Origin of the sequence: Aminobacter sp. SR38, assembly GCF_014843375.1 — a bacterium.
Taxonomy (GTDB): domain Bacteria; phylum Pseudomonadota; class Alphaproteobacteria; order Rhizobiales; family Rhizobiaceae; genus Aminobacter; species Aminobacter ciceronei.
The window spans coordinates 189,006-207,656 of record NZ_CP062112.1 but is presented as its reverse complement, the minus strand read 5'-3'; the positions used below and the strand labels follow the sequence as shown (position 1 = coordinate 207,656).

Annotated in this window: 19 protein-coding genes and 1 tRNA gene; 16 read left to right on the top strand and 4 right to left on the bottom strand. The window is 61.8% G+C overall.

Going from position 1 to position 18,651, the window contains the following annotated elements; genetic code table 11:
• Positions 1 to 61 precede the first annotated feature (61 nt).
• From IG197_RS01080 to xth, 7 genes are all read left to right on the top strand, one after another.
• Positions 62 to 973, top strand: a complete 912-nt coding sequence (locus IG197_RS01080; protein WP_192316392.1) for a LysR family transcriptional regulator — start codon at positions 62 to 64, stop codon at positions 971 to 973.
• A gap of 106 nt (positions 974 to 1,079) precedes the next feature.
• Positions 1,080 to 1,316 (top strand): hypothetical protein, encoded by a 237-nt coding sequence (locus IG197_RS01075; RefSeq protein WP_192316390.1) that lies wholly within the window; start codon positions 1,080 to 1,082, stop codon positions 1,314 to 1,316.
• Between the two features lie 6 nt (positions 1,317 to 1,322).
• On the top strand, positions 1,323 to 3,785 hold the full coding sequence (ligD, locus tag IG197_RS01070; RefSeq protein WP_192316388.1) for a DNA ligase D: 2,463 nt from the start codon (positions 1,323 to 1,325) through the stop codon (positions 3,783 to 3,785).
• Positions 3,786 to 3,825: 40 nt separating this feature from the next.
• Positions 3,826 to 4,698: a Ku protein gene (locus IG197_RS01065; RefSeq protein WP_192316386.1), complete on the top strand. Its 873-nt coding sequence runs from the start codon at positions 3,826 to 3,828 to the stop codon at positions 4,696 to 4,698.
• A complete protein-coding gene (locus IG197_RS01060) occupies positions 4,695 to 5,783 on the top strand; it encodes a tetratricopeptide repeat protein (RefSeq protein WP_192316385.1) in 1,089 nt (362 codons plus the stop codon). Before IG197_RS01065 ends, IG197_RS01060 begins: the two co-directional genes overlap by 4 nt.
• On the top strand, positions 5,784 to 6,422 hold the full coding sequence (locus IG197_RS01055) for an alpha/beta family hydrolase (RefSeq protein WP_192316383.1): 639 nt from the start codon (positions 5,784 to 5,786) through the stop codon (positions 6,420 to 6,422).
• Between the two features lie 4 nt (positions 6,423 to 6,426).
• Positions 6,427 to 7,197, top strand: a complete 771-nt coding sequence (xth, locus tag IG197_RS01050; RefSeq protein ID WP_192316381.1) for an exodeoxyribonuclease III — start codon at positions 6,427 to 6,429, stop codon at positions 7,195 to 7,197.
• A gap of 46 nt (positions 7,198 to 7,243) precedes the next feature.
• On the opposite strand, the gene IG197_RS01045 is transcribed toward xth, so the two are convergent.
• Complete coding sequence (locus IG197_RS01045; protein ID WP_182574143.1) at positions 7,244 to 7,522, bottom strand: DUF2218 domain-containing protein; 279 nt, start codon at positions 7,520 to 7,522, stop codon at positions 7,244 to 7,246.
• A 224-nt stretch (positions 7,523 to 7,746) separates the two neighbouring features.
• Entirely contained in the window at positions 7,747 to 8,538 is a 792-nt protein-coding gene (locus tag IG197_RS01040; RefSeq protein ID WP_192316379.1) for a GGDEF domain-containing protein, read from the bottom strand.
• A gap of 185 nt (positions 8,539 to 8,723) precedes the next feature.
• On the opposite strand from IG197_RS01040, the gene IG197_RS01035 reads away from it, so the two are divergent.
• Both IG197_RS01035 and IG197_RS01030 read left to right on the top strand, forming a co-directional pair.
• Positions 8,724 to 9,005 carry a helix-turn-helix domain-containing protein gene (locus IG197_RS01035; RefSeq protein ID WP_192316377.1) on the top strand — a complete coding sequence of 94 codons (282 nt, stop codon included), beginning with the start codon at positions 8,724 to 8,726 and terminating at the stop codon, positions 9,003 to 9,005.
• A 352-nt stretch (positions 9,006 to 9,357) separates the two neighbouring features.
• Positions 9,358 to 10,137 carry a hypothetical protein gene (locus tag IG197_RS01030; RefSeq protein WP_192316376.1) on the top strand — a complete coding sequence of 260 codons (780 nt, stop codon included), beginning with the start codon at positions 9,358 to 9,360 and terminating at the stop codon, positions 10,135 to 10,137.
• A gap of 103 nt (positions 10,138 to 10,240) precedes the next feature.
• Here the strand turns inward: IG197_RS01030 and IG197_RS01025 are convergent, their stop codons facing one another.
• Complete coding sequence (locus IG197_RS01025) at positions 10,241 to 10,855, bottom strand: hypothetical protein (protein WP_192316374.1); 615 nt, start codon at positions 10,853 to 10,855, stop codon at positions 10,241 to 10,243.
• Between the two features lie 208 nt (positions 10,856 to 11,063).
• Positions 11,064 to 11,153 (bottom strand) — tRNA-Ser (locus IG197_RS01020).
• Between the two features lie 162 nt (positions 11,154 to 11,315).
• On the opposite strand from IG197_RS01020, the gene IG197_RS01015 reads away from it, so the two are divergent.
• The 7 genes from IG197_RS01015 to IG197_RS00985 all read left to right on the top strand — a co-directional run bounded on the left by IG197_RS01015 (position 11,316) and on the right by IG197_RS00985 (position 18,651).
• Positions 11,316 to 11,549 carry a hypothetical protein gene (locus IG197_RS01015; RefSeq protein ID WP_192316372.1) on the top strand — a complete coding sequence of 78 codons (234 nt, stop codon included), beginning with the start codon at positions 11,316 to 11,318 and terminating at the stop codon, positions 11,547 to 11,549.
• 260 nt (positions 11,550 to 11,809) lie between these two features.
• Positions 11,810 to 13,108, top strand: a complete 1,299-nt coding sequence (locus IG197_RS01010; protein ID WP_192316370.1) for a septal ring lytic transglycosylase RlpA family protein — start codon at positions 11,810 to 11,812, stop codon at positions 13,106 to 13,108.
• 150 nt (positions 13,109 to 13,258) lie between these two features.
• Positions 13,259 to 14,392, top strand: coding sequence for a D-alanyl-D-alanine carboxypeptidase family protein (locus IG197_RS01005; protein ID WP_067961938.1), 1,134 nt, complete (start codon positions 13,259 to 13,261; stop codon positions 14,390 to 14,392).
• A gap of 113 nt (positions 14,393 to 14,505) precedes the next feature.
• Positions 14,506 to 15,177 (top strand): dTMP kinase, encoded by a 672-nt coding sequence (gene tmk / locus IG197_RS01000; protein WP_192319522.1) that lies wholly within the window; start codon positions 14,506 to 14,508, stop codon positions 15,175 to 15,177.
• On the top strand, positions 15,174 to 16,229 hold the full coding sequence (locus IG197_RS00995) for a DNA polymerase III subunit delta' (protein ID WP_192319520.1): 1,056 nt from the start codon (positions 15,174 to 15,176) through the stop codon (positions 16,227 to 16,229). Before tmk ends, IG197_RS00995 begins: the two co-directional genes overlap by 4 nt.
• Before the next feature lie 86 nt (positions 16,230 to 16,315).
• Positions 16,316 to 17,857, top strand: coding sequence for a methionine--tRNA ligase (gene metG / locus IG197_RS00990; protein WP_067961934.1), 1,542 nt, complete (start codon positions 16,316 to 16,318; stop codon positions 17,855 to 17,857).
• A gap of 11 nt (positions 17,858 to 17,868) precedes the next feature.
• The gene (locus IG197_RS00985; RefSeq protein ID WP_067961932.1) at positions 17,869 to 18,651 is read left to right on the top strand and encodes a TatD family hydrolase; all 783 of its coding nucleotides are present in this window, start codon (positions 17,869 to 17,871) and stop codon (positions 18,649 to 18,651) included.

The window sequence follows — 18,651 nt, the reverse complement described above, 5'->3', positions numbered from 1 at the left end:
AGTTTTGTGCATTACTCGATGCGAAAAGGGCCGTGCAGCAGCGTGGGGAACTGAAAGCTGAATGAACCTGAAGCAGTTGGACGTGTTTCGCGCGGTGATGCAGACCGGTTCGACGATCGGCGCATCGGGCGTGCTCGCCTTGTCACAGTCGGCAATCAGCCGCCAGCTCACGAGCCTGGAGGAAGAGATCGGTTTTGAGCTGTTTCGTCGTGAGAAGGGCAGGCTGGTTCCAATGCCTGAGGCAACCGCACTGCTCCAGGAGGTCGGCGAACTCTCGGACGTCTTGGCACGGCTGAAGCGCCGGACCGACGAACTCAGTGCCGGGCGCTCGGGCCGGACGCTGATCAAGATGGGGTTTCCGCACTCGCTGACGACGACGCTGTTGCCGAAGCTGGTCGCCGACTTTCTGGCAACGCAGGATCAGGTCAGTATCGAGCTGGTGGCCGGCCCCTACGATATGATCGAACGCGCGGTCATGGGCCGCAGCGTCGATTTCGGCTTTGTCCGGTTGCCGACCGAAGATCGTGGCCTGGTGACGATGCCGCTGGTGTCGAGCGGGCAGCTATGTGTTTTGCCGGCCGGTCATCCGCTGGCAGCGCGCGAGACCATCAGTGCCGACGATCTTGCAGGCTCCGATCTGGTGCTGCTCGGGCGGCTGAGATCGAGCCGCGAAGACATCGAAGAGCGGCTGCGGCGTGCCCAGGGTGCGGTCCGTTGCCGGGTCGAAGCGCATTCGGTGGAGGCAAGCGTCGCGCTGGTCGCCGAGGGCATAGGCGTTTCGATCATCCCGGCGCTGATCGGCAGCCTGCTGAAGTCCGAACGCGTTGTCATGCGGCCATTCGCGCCGCCGCTGTGGAGCGACTACGGTATCGCCACGCTGCGCGAAGCGCCACTTTCCAGGCCGATGTTGATGTTCATCGCCATGTTGAAAGAGCGACTTGTCGGTGACGGCGTGCTGACCAAGCCGATCTGAGCTGGGCCATGACAACATGTCTCGTGATGGACCAACAACGCCTGCATTGATCAAGGATCGACTTTGGGAGATAGTCGGCGCCATTGGTTCAGGAGCCCTTGGGCGTATGCGTACACCGGTTGCCAACCAGATCAGGAAGCGCAGGGCCGTCTCCGACGCGCTCGGCCGCCATAAGGTATTCGTCAGTTCCAGGCTGTTTCGAGGCGACGGCCAGACCGTGTCGCGGGTGCTCGTCGCGGGCCAGTATTACGACGTCAGCGACGCCTTGCTCGACAGGCTGATGGCGGGTGCGACCCCCAGGGAGCTTGAACTGGAGCCCGCGCCCGAAGACGCGGCGCGCTAGGCCGGGATGGCAGCGGAAAAGCTTCGCACCTACCGGCAAAAGCGCGATTTCACCAGGACGCGCGAGCCACGCGGCGTCGAACAGGCGGGCGAGGGCAACCGCTTCGTCGTGCACAAGCACCATGCCACCGCCGACCACTACGATCTGCGCCTCGAACTCGACGGCGTGCTCAAGAGCTGGGCGGTGCCGCGCGGGCCGTCGCTCAATCCGGCCGACAAGCGGCTTGCCGTCGAGACCGAGGACCATCCGATCGAATATATCGACTTCGAAGGCCTGATCCCTGAAGGTGAATACGGCGGTGGGCCGATGATCGTCTGGGACGGCGGCGTCTGGGCGCCGATGGAGGACGCCCGGGCGTCGCTCGACAAAGGCGCGTTCAAGTTCCGGCTCTGGGGCGAAAAGCTCAAGGGCGGCTGGATGCTGGCGCGGCTGAAGCCGAAGCCGGGCGAAGACAAGCGCAACTGGCTGCTGTTCAAGGAACATGACCCGGCGGCCGACGAGACGACGGACATTCTCGAAGCGCGGCCAGAAAGCGTAAAGTCCGGGCGGCGCATCGAGGAGCTGGTCGTGGTTCCGAGGAAGCCGGCGCCACCGAAGCCCGGCGACCTCAAGCCCGACAAGCTCGCGGGGGCGGTGCGGGCGCCGATGCCGGCGCGGATCGAACCGCAGCTGGCCACCGCAGCACCCAAGCCGCCGTCGGGCGAGGGTTGGCTGCACGAGATCAAGTTCGATGGTTATCGCACCATGGTGCATCTGGAAGGCGGAACAGCCAGGCTGATCACCCGCAGCGGCATCGACTGGACAAAGCGTTACGGCAAGCTTTCGGCGGCGTTTCGCGACCTGCCATGCAGCGACGCGGTCATCGATGGCGAGATCGTCGTTCTTGACGACAAGGGCATCAGCCGGTTTGCCGCCTTGCAGGACGCGCTGGCCAGCGGGCACGACGAGCTCCTGGTGTTCTACGCCTTCGATCTTCTGCATCTCAACGGCTGGGGCCTGACGGGCGTAGAGCTTGGCAAACGCAAGGACTTGCTGGAGACCCTTCTTGCCGGCCATGTCCACGCGCAGTCGGCGCTGCAGGTCAGCGGGCATGTCGAGGGCGACGGCCAGGCATTGTACGACCAGGCAACCCTGATGGGATTGGAAGGCGTGGTGTCGAAGCGAAGCTCGGCGCATTACACCCGCGGCCGCTCGCACAGCTGGACCAAGACCAAGGCGCCGATACCGGGCGACTTCGTCATCGCCGGCTACACCACATCCGAAGCCGCAGAGGGCCTCGCGGCCCTTGCGCTCGGCGAATGGGTCGACGGCGAGCTGCAGTATCGCGGCAAGGTTGGAACCGGCTTCGACGCCGAGACGTTGCAGTCATTGCTGCACCGGCTGGAGGGGCTGCGCGAAGGTGCGGCGAAGCTCGATGGCGCGCCGAAGGAGGTCATCCCTGTGCGACCCGTGCTCAATGCCCGCATCCACTACGCCAACCGCACCGCCGACAATGCGTTGCGGCATGCGGTGTTCAAGGGGCTGCGCGAGGCCGAGCTGTCGGAGGCGCCCCTGGCCCCGCGCAAGCGGCTGATCACCGACGCCGACCTTGCCGCCGTCACCATCACCAATCCGGAGCGCCGAATGCTCGGCAAGTCAGGGCCGACCAAGCTCGACGTTGCCGTCTATTACGCCGCCGTCGGCGATTTCATGCTGCCGCACATCATGGGGCGGCCGGTGTCGCTGTTCAGGTGCCCGACCGGCCAGCACAAGGACTGTTTCTTCCAGCGCCACGCCTTCACCGGCATGCCGGCAACCATCGCGCGGTTCGAGACCAAGAACTCCGAGGACGAGACAAAAACCTACATTTCGGTCGAGGACGCCAAGGGCTACCTCGCGCTGGCGCAGTTCGGCGTCGTCGAGTTTCATGTCTGGGGTGCATTGCGCAAGCGCCTGGACAAGCCCGATCGGGTCGTCTTCGATCTCGATCCGGGCGAGGGGATCGGCTGGCGCGAGGTGGTCGAGGCGGCCGTGCATGTCCGCGACGAGCTGACGAAGATGGGGCTGGTGCCGTTCGTGAAGACCTCGGGCGGCAGCGGCATCCACGTCGTCGTGCCGACGACAGGCAAGCTCGGCTGGAAGCAGTTCCATCAGGCAAGCAGCGAAATCTCGTCGCGGATCGCCAGGACCGCGCCCGACACTTTCACCACCGTGATGGGCAAGGACAACCGCAAGAAGCGCATCTTTATCGACTTCCACCGCAACGCGCGCAGCGCGACCGCCGCTGCGCCCTACAGTCTTCGCGCCCGCACCAACATGCCGGCGTCGACTCCATTGAGCTGGGCCGATCTCGAGTCCATCGACGCTCCAGCGGATTTGAACTATTCTTCGCTTCCCGGACTTGTGGCCAGGTCGGGCGATCCTTGGGCAGACATATCAGATCATGCCAAGGACTTGCCGGTCGAGGTCACTGCCAAGAGTAAGTCTTGACCACGAGTATGTCTTGAGTTGTGTCGCGTAGGAGACAAGCATGGCACCAAGGGCAAGTTGGAAGGGGTATCTGAAACTCAGTCTGGTCAGCTGCCCGGTGCGGCTGTACCCGGCGACCAGCACGAGCGAGCGCATCAGCTTCAATCAGCTGCACAAAGACACGCACAACCGCATCAACATGAAGCCCGTCGATCCGGAACTCGGTCTCGTCGAACGCTCCGACCTCGTCAAAGGCTACGAATACGAAGACAAGAAATACATCATCATCGACGAAGCTGACATCGACAGCGTCAAGATCGAATCCAATCACACGATGAACATCGAAGCCTTCGTCGATGAAGACTCCGTCGACGTGATCTATCAGGACGCGCCCTATTATCTTGCCCCTGACGGCGCAATGGCGGAGGAGACCTTCGCCGTGCTGCGCGAGGCCTTGCGCAAATCGGGCAAGCTCGCCATCGCCCGCCTGGTCCTGTCCAGCCGTGAGCGCGTGGTGACGATCGGCGCACGTGAGAACGGCATGTTCGTCTGCACCTTGCGCAATCCGAGCGAAGTGCGTGGCACGTCTGAATATTTCGGCAACATTCCCGCTGGCAACCCGGACCCGGAAATGTTGGAGCTGGCCGAAGCGCTGATCAAGCAGAAGCTGACGACATTCGATCCGAAAAACTACGAGGACCGCTACGAGATCGCCTTGATGAAGATGATCAAGGAGAAGCTGAAGGGTCACAAGCCGATCATCGCGGCGGCTCCAGAGCGTGGCAACGTCATCAACCTGATGGATGCGCTGAAAGCCAGCCTCGGCCAGGCCAAACCGCCGGCCAAGAGCAAGACCAAGGCCGAACCGGCAGAGAAGCCCGCAGCCAAACTTGCGGCCGCTGGCAGCGGCAAGGCAGCGAAAGGCAAGAAGTGACGGCACTTTCGGGCAGGATCTTTGGCCTGGTCGGTGCGCTTGCCGCCTTTCCCAGGCGGCTTGCCGTGCGCGAGGTCGCTCGACAGGGCGGTGAACTGCAGCATGGCGTGACGCGGCGGACGACGCATGTCGTGGTCGGACGTATGTTGCTCGCCAAGCTTGACGAGGCGCAGTTGGAGGCGCGGCTCGACGCCGCGCTTGCCTCCGGTCGACCGGTGCTCAGCGAAAATGGCTTCCTCCGCGCGCTTGACCTGCTCGATCGGGTCGATGGCGCGGAGATGACCCGACAGTCGCTGATCGAGCAGTCGCGCATCGAGCCGCACGCCTTCGACTTCCTGTCGCTGTTCGACGCCTTCGAAGGCGACAGCGAGCCCTATGCGTTTCGCGACCTGATCCTGGCCCGGAAATATGCCGGGCTGCTGGCTGGCGGTGCAACCTGGAGCGCCATTGCCAGGTCGGTCCGCCGTTCGGGTGCCGTCGCGTCGCTCAGCGCGTTGTCGTTGCATGCCGACGGCAAGGACTCGATCTATGCCCGTCTTGGTGAAGACCTGGCCGAACTGGACGGCCAGCGGCTGTTGCCGCTGGGACGCCCAGGCGATGCCGAACTCGAGGATATGTTCGCGCTCGCCGAACAGGCGGAGGAGGGTGGTTCTTATGCCGAGGCGGCGGCGCTCTACGCACGCTGCCTTGCCGCCGATCCGAGCGACAGCGTCGCGGCATTCAACCGCGCCAACTGCCTGCGCGCGGCCGGCAACAGCCAGGAGGCGATGCAGACCTATCTCAGGGCGATCAAGCTCGACCCGAAATTCGTCGAAGCCTGGTTCAACCTCGGCGGGCTGTTTGCCGCCGAAGGCAAGGTGCACACCGCACGGCGCCACCTCAAAAAGGCGGTGGCGCTCGACCCGACCTACGCCGATGCGATGTTCAACCTCGCCAACCTCGAATACGAGGCCGGCGACCTGGCCGAAGCCAGGCGCTGGTGGTCGCTTTATCTTGAGCTCGACGGCACGTCGGAATGGGCCAAGACCGCCGCCAAGGGCATCCAATATGCCGATCTGCATCTCAGGGAACGGACGGCAAGCTAGATGGCATTGCATTTTCTTTTCGACGGGCCGGAAGACGCTGCCGTCACCGTGCTTCTGGCTCACGGCGCGGGCGCGCCGATGGACTCGGCGTCGATGACGGCCGCTGCCAGCGCGCTTGCCAAGGTCGGCTTTCGCGTGGCGCGCTTCGAATTCGGCTACATGGCGGCGCGGCGGAGCGAAGGCGCACGAAAGCCACCGCCAAGGGCGGAAACGCTGAACCCCGAATACAAGGCAGCCGTTGACCAACTTGCCGCCAAGGGTCCGCTTGTCATCGGCGGCAAGTCGATGGGCGGGCGTGTCGCGAGCATGGTCGCCGACGAATTGTTTGCGTCGGGCAAGATCGTCGGACTCCTGTGCCTTGGCTATCCGTTCCACCCTCCGGCCAAACCGACGCAGTTGCGCACCAAACATCTTGCGGCACTGAAGACGCCGACGCTGATGGTTCAGGGCACACGCGACGAGTTCGGAACGGTCGAGGAAGTTCCCGGCTATGAGCTGTCTGAGCGCATCGAGCTGCTGTGGCTCGAGGATGGCGACCACGATCTCAAACCGCGCAAGAGCATTTCCGGCTTTTCCGCCGCGGATCACCTGAAAACGCTGGGCGAAGCGGTCGCCGGCTGGTCGGCCCGGCTGACCTGACCGAATGAAGATCGCCACCTTCAACGTCAACAACGTCAACCGCAGGCTCGAAAACCTGCTGGCTTGGTTGAAGGAAGCAAAACCCGATATCGTATGCCTGCAGGAGCTGAAGGCGGCGGACACACAGCTGCCGCGTTCGGCCATCGAGGCGGCGGGTTATGGCGCGGTCTGGCGGGGACAGTCGACCTGGAACGGCGTGGCGATCCTCGCCCGCGATGCGGAGCCGGTCGTGACACGCTGGGAGCTGCCCGGCGACCCCGACGACCGCCAGGCCCGCTATATCGAGGCTGCGGTCAACGGCGTGCTGATCGCTTCGCTCTATGCGCCGAACGGCAATCCACAACCGGGGCCCAAATTCGATTACAAGCTGGCCTGGCACAGCAGGCTCAACGCCCATGCGGCAACGCTGCTTGCGGCCGATGTTCCGGCGGTGCTTGCGGGCGACTTCAACGTCGCGCCCGAGCCCCGCGACGTCTACGCAACCAAATCTTACGACGACAACGCTCTCGTCCAGCCCGAGAGCCGTACCGCCTTCAGGCAATTGCTCGATCAGGGCTGGACCGATGCCATTCGCAAGGCCTTTCCCGCCGAGGTGGTCTACACCTTCTGGGACTACAGGCGAAACCGTTGGCCGCGCGACGCCGGCCTGCGGCTCGATCATCTGCTGCTCAGCAAGAAGATGGCCAAGCGCCTGACTGGGACTGGCGTCGATCGCGATATACGCGGCCGCGAAGACGCGAGCGACCATGCCCCGGTTTGGATCAGCACGAGGTAGCCGGCTTGCGGCTACCTCATGACCGGTGGATGGATTGCTCGATCGCTCAGGCCGGGCGCCACTCGAATTTCAGTTCCTCGCGGAAGGCGAAACGCACGATATGGTCGACAACGACCTGTTCCATGCGGGGCAGGTCTTCGGCCTCGACATTGACCGTCAGCATATGGTCGTCGGCGCGCAGGTCGACAACACGTCCTTCGCCAAGGTCGATGCGGCCTTCAGCCGGTGAAAAGTCGACTGAAAACTTGTGGCTCCAGTGCTTGCAGAGCTGCTGCAAATAGCGGCTGGCATGTTCGGTGGCGACTGATGCAGTCGATCTGGGCATGATTGTCCTCGGAATGATTGTCACCCTGGGCGCCGACAGGGCGGATGTAGTCTCGTGATTTCGTCAAAAATGCGAGGCCGGGGCGCTGTGCATGGCAAGGTGGCTCTGCGCGATACGCCTTGCACTGTCGCAGAACGAAGGGAAATCCGGCAGAACGAGTTGATGTTTAGAGCCAGCGCCTGTTCCGAAGGGCTGGCGGTCGCCTTATGAGAGACCGTACCGCTTCAGTGGAGCGAAGGGCGGGAAGGCGAGGAGCCTTGCCGGAGGTGGGCGTATTCGATACGGTTGCGTCCCTTCTCCTTCGCCGCCTGCATCTGGCGATCGGCAGTGAGCAGCAGCTCGTCGGCGGTCGCGTCGGTTTCAAACAGCACGGCGCCGACACTGACGGTCAAGGGCCAGGTCAAACCGCCGGCAACGGGTTCGAAACTCGCCTCGGCAACCGCATTGCGGATACGCTCGGCAACTTTCTCGGCATTCGCCTTGGTCGCTCCGGGCAGGTAGACGGAGAATTCGTCACCGCCGATGCGCCCGACAAGATCGCCGCTTCGCACCGAAGCACGGATGATTGCGGCGATCGCGCTGAGCGCCTGGTTGCCGGCGGCATAGCCGATCTGCTCGTTGAGGCGTCTGAGATGATCCATGTCGATCACCAGCAGCGCGCCCGGCCGCCGCCCTGTCGCAGAGCTCGTTGCAATGACGTCGATTGCCGCGGTGAACAACGGGCCGGTGAGGCATGACGTTAGGCTGTCATGCGCCAGCTCCTGGGCGTATTTTTGCTTCAGCGAGGCGTTTTCGGTCAGGCTCAGGCCCAGCAGCACAAGCAGGGGGGCGATGAACAGCAGTGGCAAGACAAAAGCGTTGACCGCATCACGCCAGAGAATTTCAGCATCCACGCCGGCAAAGACAAGGACACGGAAGCCCAGTCCGACGATTACGAACAAAAGCGCACCAGCCAGGGTCAGAAGCGCGACCTGGCCCCACCGGCGCTGTGTTATTGCGTTCAGTCTGTCTAGCATGCGTACCCAGCCGAAAGTCTTTCCAAGGATTTGAACCTTACTGCCATATCTTCGTAATACGCGCGGCGAGGGGGCACTTTGAGTGCGAGGCCACAGTTACGAAGCGTTATGGTTAAGGGAGTGCTAAATAAAAGAAGCCGGAGAGCGCGCCTTGGGTGGACTTAGCTGCAGCAGGCGTTTCCCTGATGGAATTCAGTCTATCGACGTGTGGCATCTGCTACGCAGCGTCCTTGAAGAACCGCGCGCCCCTAGGAGCGATTGTGCAGCTTGAGGAGCTCTACACGACGGTGGAGGCCGCCGCCCTGTTACGCGCGTCGGTCCAAACCCTGGCGCGATGGCGCGGCGACGGCACAGGCCCCGCGTACGTCAAGCGTGCCGGCCGTATCCTCTATCGCGAAAGTGACATTGCGCAGTATCTTGCCAAGGCTACCCGGACAAAAACACGCGGCGCGGCGGAGGCACCATGAATAAGGCGGGTCGGAGAACAGTCCAAGGCGCCCGTGACGCGCTCGCCTTGGCAAAAGGCGTTGCAGATCCGGTCTATTACATTATTCACATTTCGCCGACGCCGGGCGAGCAGGAAATACGCCATGATGGGCCACCGAGAAAAGATGAAGAGCGGCGATGAGTTTGACGCGCTCACGAAGCGTGCGCGCCAATCGCTAAAAGTCTTTCGGAAGGCCGGCCTAGCTCACAAGGCGAAGAAATCGTTCTCACGTAGGCTGCGACACGAGGCAAGGACGTATTTGGACAACGAGAGCCGTCAGGATTGATCTTTCGCTTCCCCAATGACAATCAGTGATTTGGGGAGCAGTACGCATGAAAAACAATTCGACTCTAGCGGTGATCGCTGCTGCACTTGTTTTTTCGTCAATCCTGCTTATCGCCGCCGGCGCAATGTCCAATGCTAGCGCTCAGGGCGCATGCAAGGACCTCGTTTGCCACGCTTACCGATTTGTGCGGGATTTTCAGACATTCATTGCCGCTGGCCTAGCAATGGGGGCGGCTTGGTACGCTGGCAAGCCGGTCTGGCTGCAGTTGCAGAATATGTATGCGCAGCATGACATTATGGCGCGAGACGTTATCGCAACACGGCTTGCAGGGATCGAACGTCGTCTAGAGACCACAAATGAAAAAGCAACTTCGATATGCAATAATGTGTGGCGCACAATATATGGAAATATGTGGGATGAAGAATCATATGATCCAGATAGCATAAATCCACTTTGGGCCGACGACGTAGAGCGCGATGTTCGAGATTTATGCCGTACACTAGAGGAGTATCAGCATTCAAAGTCCGATACTGCCTTGATAGAGGCTAATCGCGATATTTTAATTGATTCTTGCGAGAAGTTGATTGACTGCCTCTCTTCAATAAGCGCGCCAGCTCGCTACGGTGGAGATCCTTTCTTAACAGAAGAACAAGAGTCTGGCTTGGAACCGGCAGCAGCACAAGCAAGGATTGACCTGCCTGAACGTGCCGATAGCCTTGAGAAGGCGAACCGGTTACTAACGGCAAGCACAGAACGGGAAATGACGAAGATAAAGCTTCGCATCCGAACTATTGATGATTCCGTCCTTGCGGGCAATGACCTCTAGATTCGCTCATGTTGGGCCGCCTTCAATGGGATCGGCAAGCATGCAATTGCTGTTGCTTTGGTTTCAACGTTTTCTAGGCACTGTTGATTGCAATCGTAGTCGGCTAGGCCGCCCAATCTTTAAGCTCTAGTTCGTCTAGATACGCTAGAAAGCGCGGGGTGACATGAATTGCCATTCCACCCCATACGGAAGAGACGTCGATGAACCCGAATCTGATCAATGCAAGAACGGCGTGACGAAAATCGCGCCTGTTTTCAAATGCCCCCCGGGTATCCATATCGTAAGGAATTTCGAACCTGCTCCGCTTTGTCTGCGGATCGATATCCTGCTTAAGTAAGCCTGCAATTCGGCCGCCCTGGACCGCGGCTAGACATCGCATATCGTCATCTGTGAGCTGTTCAGTGATGGCAGCATACTCCGCCATCTTGTCTTCTTGGTAACTCGCAGTCGTTGCATGGCGGAAGAAGTAGCGGGCAATGATCGTGATTTTTCTTTGAGCGACACCTTCCAGAGCCGCGCGACGAACACGCAGCACGAAAGAGGCTAGGCGGTCTTCCTCGATGACATCGTTGGGATCAATAAGCCCGCTACGCAGCTGGGCAATCAAGATCTCTTCGAGCATATTGAGCCGCTTTTGCATGACCCTACGAATTGGCAGCATTACAGCTTCAGACAAGCCAGCCGAGCCAATCGCCAGACCGGCGGATACATACTCCACTATGGACTGACCTCGAATGTACCCGGAAACATCGTGGTCGTGCTGTTGGTCGCTACCGGGCTCTGCGCGTCGCTCATGCCTGTGCCTCTGGCCGGGGGCGTTAAATGAATCATTCCATGGTGAGGAACGCAAGCTAGCCGCGAGTTGGGGCCGCATTTGGGAGCGCCCTCATCTGATCAAAAAAAATGTTAATGATTACAATGGCATGTGGCGGAGAGAGTGGGATTCGAACCCACGGAGAACTTGCGCCCTCGACGGTTTTCAAGACCGTTGCCTTAAACCACTCGGCCATCTCTCCAAACCATTGCAGCCGCTGTGCTATTTGCCTGGTCCGAGAAGATCGGATCGGCTTGCGCTGGGCTTGCAACCATCTGGTCACGAGTGCCGCGTTTATAGCTTTCCTTAGCTCGCCGTCAACGCCGCGAATCTTAAACAAGAAGAGAAACGCCCAACATCGTCATTGGGCGGCAAGTGGCGCATCCGGCTTCGGCGAACCGGTTGGCAACACTGCGCCGCAACCCTGGCGCACGCAATCGCCGATCTGCACCGCGCTTCGACAACGCTGGAAGACAACAAACCCGGCGTGAAGGTAGTCGTCAGTTTTCCTGCCATCGGAACCCAAACAGCCAATGAGGCCGCTTCAGCTGTCGAAGTGGATTATCTTCTTGTTATGTTTTTTGCCATAATGACCTGAAAATAATAGCTTTCTTACGCTGCGACGCTGCGCTTGTTCTGCCACGGCGAACTTGGTTGAAGTCAAGTTACTCGAGGGCAAGCGCCGCAATTACGCCACAATCCCGCCCGTTTCGGACCACAGTCGATTAATAGGCTGGCAAGCATTAGCTGCGCACATAGGGGACTGGGGATAGGTGCGCGAGCTAACTCCATTTTATGCGTGACGGCACTGCGATCGTTTGGCAGGGCCGGAGTAGACTGGCAGGGGACTTCACGACAATGCAGAACTCGACGCGGACGCGCCTTGGGCGCGCAGCCACGATCAGCATTCTCGCAGCGACCGCTGTGTTCATTGCCGGCTGCGCCTCCCAGAAGCCGACCACAGTCGCCGGCAAGAAGCGCTCCAAGGAATATTTCGCCGAGTCCGAATATGGCGTGAAGGCAAGCCCGCGCGTGACGACAGCAATGTCGAACCTGCCGCGCGGCGGCGGCCGGGACCAGACCGGCAAGCCCTACAAGGTGCGCGGCAAGTGGTACTACCCAAAGGAAGACAAGAATTACGCCGCGATGGGCCCGGCCTCATGGTACGGCGACGCCTTCCACGGCCGCCTGACCGCCAATGGCGAAATCTACGACATGACGCATCTGACTGCGGCGCATCCGACCATGCCGCTGCCGAGCTATGCGCGCGTCACCAACACCAAGAACGGCTCATCGGTGATCGTGCGCATCAACGATCGCGGACCCTATTCGAACGACCGTGTCATCGACCTCTCCAAGCGCGCCGCCGAGATGCTCGACTATGCCCACAGCGGCACGGCCAATGTGAAAGTCGAATATGTCGGTCGGGCACCGCTCGACGGCCGCGACGACCAGTACCTGCTGGCGTCCTACCGCCCGGGGAAGGGCATGGCCGATCCGATCAATGACGGCTTGCCGGCTGGCGTGATGATTGCCATGAACGGTCCGACGCCGAGCGTCGGCGTCAGCCAGGCGGCAGCCTTCCCGGGCACGATGACCACAAACGCAGCGCCTGCAATGATCCAGCAGGCCAGCGCGCCAGCCAACACGCTTGCCGCCCAGGCGGTCCAGTTCGAACAGCCGGCTGTGGCTGCGCAAGGGCAGGGCATCGTCGACGTCGTGCTGCCGGATTTCGGGCCGATCGCGCCTGAACGTCCCGACGGTATGATGGTGCCGCAAACCCGCGTGGCGCTCGCCACCATGGGCTACGCCAGCGAAAGCGAGAGTGCTGCGACCCGCGCCTTCGACGCACTTGCAGGCAATTCGATGACGTCGAGTGACATCGTCGAGTCTTGGAAACGCCTCAATCCCGGGCCGCGTGCCGAGCAGAAGCTGGAAGCTTATGTCGCAGCCGGCACGTTCGAGGACAGCGCAGAAGCCCAGCGTATCGCGAAGGCGCTATCGGCTTACGGTCGTACCCTGGTCGAGCAGTCCGACTTCGAAGGCAAGACCTGGTATTCGGTCGACCTTTATCCCGATGGCAAGACCTCGATCGACGCCATGCTGAAGGCGGCCTGGTCGCATGGCGCACCCGACGCGTTTGCGGTTCACGATTAAGGCATTCGCGCCTGCGGAGCTGTGGCTATCTGCCCCGCCACGGTTGATCCCATCGATCGAAGACTGATAGGTTCACGACGCTCGACCGGAACGGGGCCGAACGGGGCAGTATCTCTCATGAATTTCAGACTATCCGCGCCGCTCAGCTTGATGATCGGCTTGCTTGCAGCGCTTGCCTTCACAGGACAGGCTGAGGCTCAGCTGTTCGAAACGAAGGCCACCCAAGCCTACATGATCGATGCCGAAACTGGCACCGTGCTGTTTTCGAAGGATCCCGACAAGCCGATGGCTCCGGCCTCGCTGGCCAAGCTGATGACCATGGAGGTGGTGTTCAACGCCATCAAGTCGGGCCGCTACAAGCTCGACGACACCTTTGCAGTGAGCGAAAACGCCTGGCGCACCGGTGGCGCCGCATCGCGTGCCTCGACGATGTTTGCCGCGGTCAAGTCGCAGATCCGCATCGAGGACCTGATCCAGGGCGTTACTGTACAACTCGCCAATGACGGTTGCATCGTGCTTGCCGAAGGCATGGCCGGCTCGGAAGCCAATTTCGCCCTGCAGATGACCGAACGCGCCCGCGAGATCGGGCTTCAGAAGTCGACATTCGTCAATTCGACGGGCCTGCCGGCGCCCGGCCAGACCACCACCGTGCGCGAGCTTGCCACGCTCGGCCTGCATATCTGGCGCACATATCCCGAGTTCTACCGCTATTACAGCCTACCGGAGTTCAACTGGAACAAGATCCTGCAGCGCAACCGCAATCCGCTGATCACCATGGACATCGGCGCCGACGGCATGGCGGCCGGATTCACCGAAGGCGAGGGTTTTGCCATCGTCGGCTCGGTCAACCGAGAGGGCAGGCGGCTGTTTGCCGCCATGGCCGGCCTTGCCAGCGACCGCGAGCGCTCGGAGGAAGCACGCAAGCTGCTCGACTGGGGCATGCGATCCTTCGAGAAGTCGGAGATCTTTGCCGCCAACGAGACAGTCGGCGAAGCGCAGGTGTTTGGCGGCACCAGATCGCATGTCGCGCTGGTGGCCCAGAAGCCGATCTCGCTGTTTTTACCGATTACCAATCGCGAGCGGCTCGTGGCACGCATCGTCTATGACGGCCCGGTGGCAGCTCCGATTGCACAGGGAACGCCGATCGGCTCGCTCAAGGTCTGGATCGGCGACACGCTGAGCCAGGAAACCCCGCTCTATGCCGCAGAGGCTGTCGAAGTAGGTTCACTGCAAAGCCGTGCCCTCGACGCGGTCAAGGAACTCGCGGTCGGCTGGCTCAGATAGTTCGGGTGGACCTTTGCGGCTCTCGACGCTAGAGCTTCGGCACCTACATAAGATATGCCGTGAGGCCGTTCGTGCGGCATGACGTGCGGTGCAGCGGACAGAAAGGCATTGGTTTGGCGCGCGGCTTCTTCATCACATTCGAAGGCGGCGAGGGCGCAGGCAAGTCGACCCAGATCGAACGCCTGGCCAGCAAGCTTCGCGACAAGCGCTATGACATTCTGGTTACGCGTGAGCCCGGCGGCTCGCCCGGAGCCGAAGCGGTGCGCCATGTGCTGCTGTCGGGTGCCGCCGAGCCATTCGGACCGGAAATGGAAGCGCTGCTGTTTGCTGCCGCGCGCTCCGACCATGTCGAGCAGGTGATCCGACCGGCCGTCGAGCGTGGTGCCATCGTACTGTGCGACCGCTTTCTCGATTCGTCGCGTGTCTACCAAGGGGTTACGGGCGACCTCGATCCCGACTTCATGGCGGCTGTCGAGCGCGTGGCAATCAATGGCATGATGCCCGACATGACGCTGATCCTCGATCTCGACCCGACTGAAGGCCTTCGGCGCGCCACTGCCAGGCGCGGACAGGATGTGGCAGACCGTTTCGAGAAGGAGACCGTCGAGATCCACCAGCGCCGGCGCGAGGCCTATCTGGCGATCGCCGAGAACGAACCTGAACGATGCATCCTGATCGACGCATCGAAGGATCAGGAAGAGGTCGAGCACCAGATAACCGACGCCGTCTTCGCCGCCCTCGAGGCGCGCGCTACTGCCGGCAGCCGGGCCAGGGCCGACGCCTGATGTTCGAACGGATCGCCCCCGAACAACACGACACGCTCGACGGCATTGCCGAGCCGGCCGAAAACCCGCGCCTGTTCGGCCATGAACAGGCGGCCGCGATGCTGACCGCGGCCTATCGCTCGGGCAAGCTGCCGCATGCCCTTATCCTCGCCGGCCCGGTAGGCATCGGCAAGGCGACACTGGCCTTTCACCTCGCCAATCATCTGCTGCGTCATCCCGACTATCGCAGCGCGCCCGAAGAGCTCGCGCATCCAGACCCGAAGTCGGGACTGTTCCGCCAGGTTGCCACCGGCGCGCATCCTTCGGTGCTGCACCTGACGCGGCCGCAGAACGACAAGACCAAGGGTTTCAAGTCGGTCGTGACAGTCGACGAGATCCGAAAAGTGTCGCGTTTCCTGTCGATGACCTCGCATGATGGCGCCTACCGTGTCGTCATCGTCGATCCGGCCGACGACCTGAACACCAATGCCGCCAATGCGCTGCTCAAAAACCTTGAAGAGCCGCCGGCGCGTACACTGTTCGTCCTGATCGTCCATGCGCCCGGCAGTCTGCTGCCGACGATCCGTTCGCGCTGCCAGACCATCCGCCTGACCCCGCTCGACGACAATGCGCTGCTGGCAGCCCTTGCCGGCACCGATCAGCCGGCGCCTGACGAGCCGGAGGCGCGCGCGGCACTGGTGCAGCGGGCAGGGGGCAGCGTGCGCGCTGCCATCCTGCTCACCCAGTATGGCGGGCTGGAGATCGCCGAAGCGCTTGACAGGATCGTGCGGTCCGGACGCAACGACATCGGCGCCGCGCACAAGCTCGCCGATGCGGTGGCGGGCAGGGACAGCGCCATCCAGTTCGACGTCTTCAATCGCCGCGCGCTCGACCTGCTGGCGGATACGGCGACGCAAGCTGCCTACAACTCCGACCTTTCACGGGCCAACGCCTTGTCCGATGCTTGGCACGACGCGCAAAACGCGATATCCGAGACCGAGACCTACAATCTCGACAAGAAACAACACGTCCTGGCCATGATCGACCGCTTGAATGCCGCATTGCGAATGTGACGCTCGTCCGAGCCGGATGGCAAACGCCATGCCGATGCGTTGTCTGACCGCGACCCTTTCAATCCGACATTCATGACGGCCCACCCATGTCCCGCGAAAAATTCTACATCACGACCGCGATCTCCTATCCCAACGGCAAGCCGCATATCGGCCACGCCTACGAGCTGATCGCAACCGATGCTCTTGCCCGCTTCCAGCGCCATGACGGCAAGGATGTTTTCTTCCTCACCGGCACCGACGAGCACGGCATCAAGATGCTGCAGACGGCCAACCGCGAAGGCATCACCGCGCGTGAACTGGCAGACCGCAATTCGAACGAATTCAAGAAGATGGCAACACTTCTGAATGCGTCGAACGACGATTTCATCCGCACCACCGAAGAGCGTCACTATGCTGCCTCCCAGGCGATCTGGAAGGCGATGGCTGACAAGGGCGACATCTACAAGAGCAGCTATGCCGGCTGGTATTCGGTGCGCGACGAAGCCTATTACGGCGAGGAAGAGACCGAAGTCCGTCCCGACAATGTGCGCTATGGCCCGCAGGGCACGCCGGTTGAATGGGTCGAGGAGGAGAGCTACTTCTTCCGCCTGTCGGCCTATCAGGACAAGCTGCTGGCGCTCTATGACAGCAAGCCCGACTTCATCGGCCCCAACGAGCGCCGCAACGAAGTTGCGAGCTTCGTCCGTTCGGGTCTGAAGGACCTGTCGATCTCGCGCACGACATTCGACTGGGGCGTGCCGGTGCCCGGCGACGACAAGCACGTGATGTATGTCTGGGTCGACGCGCTGACCAACTACATCACGGCGCTCGGCTATCCGGACACCAGCGCCGAGAAGTGGGCTTACTGGCCTGCCGTTCATATCATCGGCAAGGACATCGTCCGCTTCCATGCCGTCTACTGGCCGGCTTTCCTGATGTCCGCCGGCATCGAGTTGCCGAAGAGGGTGTTCGGCCACGGCTTCCTGTTCAACCGCGGCGAGAAGATGTCGAAGTCGCTCGGCAACGTCGTCGATCCGTTCACCATGGTCGAACATTATGGCCTCGACCAGGTACGCTACTTCCTGCTGCGTGAGGTTCCGTTCGGCCAGGACGGCAGCTACAGCCACGAGGCAATCGTCAACCGCACCAATGCGGATCTCGCCAACGACCTCGGCAATCTTGCGCAGCGCTCGCTGTCGATGATCGCCAAGAACTGCAATGGCGTGGTGCCGCAGCGCGGCGAATTGGCGGAGGCCGACAAGGCGATCCTCGACCAGGCCGTGGCGGCGCTGGCGACGGCGCGCAAGGCAATGGCGGAGCAGGGCATCCACCACGCCCTCGCCGCGATCTTCGCCGTCGTTGCCGAGGCCAACCGCTACTTCGCGGCACAGGAGCCCTGGGCACTGAAGAAGACGGACCCGGCGCGCATGGAAACGGTGCTGTGGACCACGGCCGAGGTGATCCGTCGCGTCGGAATCATGTGCCAGCCGTTCATTCCGGCCTCGGCAACCAAGCTGCTCGACCTGCTTGCAGTCACCGACCGGGACTTCGTCCATGTCGACGCCGCGCATGCGCTGGTCTCGGGTGCGGCACTGCCGGCACCGCAGCCGGTGTTCCCGCGCTATGTCGAACAGGCAGCGGAAAGCTGAGGCCGGCAGAAATGTTGGTCGACAGTCATTGCCATCTCGACTTCCCCGATTTCGCCGAGGAGCGCGCCGATATCATCGCGCGCGCCAAGGCGGCGGGCGTCGAGCGGATGGTCACGATCTCGACGCGCGTGAAGCGCTTCGAACAAATCCTTGCGATCGCTGAAGAATTCGGCGAAGTTTTCTGCTCCGTCGGCACCCATCCGCACAACGCTGCGGAAGAACTCGACGTGACGACCGCAGATCTGGTCCGGCTGGCACAGCACCCGAAAGTTGTGGCGATCGGCGAGGCCGGCCTCGATTATTTCTACGACAAGTCGCCACGCGACGCCCAGGCCCAAGGGCTTCGCGTGCACATCGCGGCATCCCGGGAAACCGGATTGCCGCTGGTCATCCACGCCCGTAACGCCGATGACGACATGGCTGATATCCTCAAGGAGGAAACAGGGAAGGGTGCCTTCCCCTTCATCCTGCACTGCTTCTCGTCAGGGGCCGAGCTGGCGCGCATCGGCGTCGCGCTTGGCGGCTATGTCTCGTTCTCCGGCATCCTGACGTTCAAGAACTCGGCCGAGCTGCGCGAAATCGCCAAGGACGTGCCGCGCGACCGGCTGCTGGTCGAAACCGATGCGCCATACCTTGCGCCGCCGCCGCATCGCGGCAAACGCAACGAGCCGGCCTTCGTGGCGCAGACGGCTGCAGTGCTGGCCGAAACCATCGGTGTCAGCGCAGCTGAAATCGCCGACATCACCACAGCCAACTTCTTCCGGCTGTTCACCAAGATGCCGAGGCCAGCCTGA

Coding starts and splice junctions, on each gene's coding strand:
- IG197_RS01030 (WP_192316376.1), top strand. CDS start 9,358: ATGAAAAACAATTCGACTCTAGCGGTGATCGCTGCTGCACTTGTTTTT.
- IG197_RS01080 (WP_192316392.1), top strand. CDS start 62: ATGAACCTGAAGCAGTTGGACGTGTTTCGCGCGGTGATGCAGACCGGT.
- IG197_RS01040 (WP_192316379.1), bottom strand. CDS start 8,538: ATGCTAGACAGACTGAACGCAATAACACAGCGCCGGTGGGGCCAGGTC.
- IG197_RS00985 (WP_067961932.1), top strand. CDS start 17,869: ATGTTGGTCGACAGTCATTGCCATCTCGACTTCCCCGATTTCGCCGAG.
- metG (WP_067961934.1), top strand. CDS start 16,316: ATGTCCCGCGAAAAATTCTACATCACGACCGCGATCTCCTATCCCAAC.
- xth (WP_192316381.1), top strand. CDS start 6,427: ATGAAGATCGCCACCTTCAACGTCAACAACGTCAACCGCAGGCTCGAA.
- IG197_RS01045 (WP_182574143.1), bottom strand. CDS start 7,522: ATGCCCAGATCGACTGCATCAGTCGCCACCGAACATGCCAGCCGCTAT.
- IG197_RS01010 (WP_192316370.1), top strand. CDS start 11,810: ATGCAGAACTCGACGCGGACGCGCCTTGGGCGCGCAGCCACGATCAGC.
- IG197_RS01075 (WP_192316390.1), top strand. CDS start 1,080: ATGCGTACACCGGTTGCCAACCAGATCAGGAAGCGCAGGGCCGTCTCC.
- IG197_RS01005 (WP_067961938.1), top strand. CDS start 13,259: ATGATCGGCTTGCTTGCAGCGCTTGCCTTCACAGGACAGGCTGAGGCT.
- IG197_RS01065 (WP_192316386.1), top strand. CDS start 3,826: ATGGCACCAAGGGCAAGTTGGAAGGGGTATCTGAAACTCAGTCTGGTC.
- IG197_RS01035 (WP_192316377.1), top strand. CDS start 8,724: ATGGAATTCAGTCTATCGACGTGTGGCATCTGCTACGCAGCGTCCTTG.
- IG197_RS01055 (WP_192316383.1), top strand. CDS start 5,784: ATGGCATTGCATTTTCTTTTCGACGGGCCGGAAGACGCTGCCGTCACC.
- ligD (WP_192316388.1), top strand. CDS start 1,323: ATGGCAGCGGAAAAGCTTCGCACCTACCGGCAAAAGCGCGATTTCACC.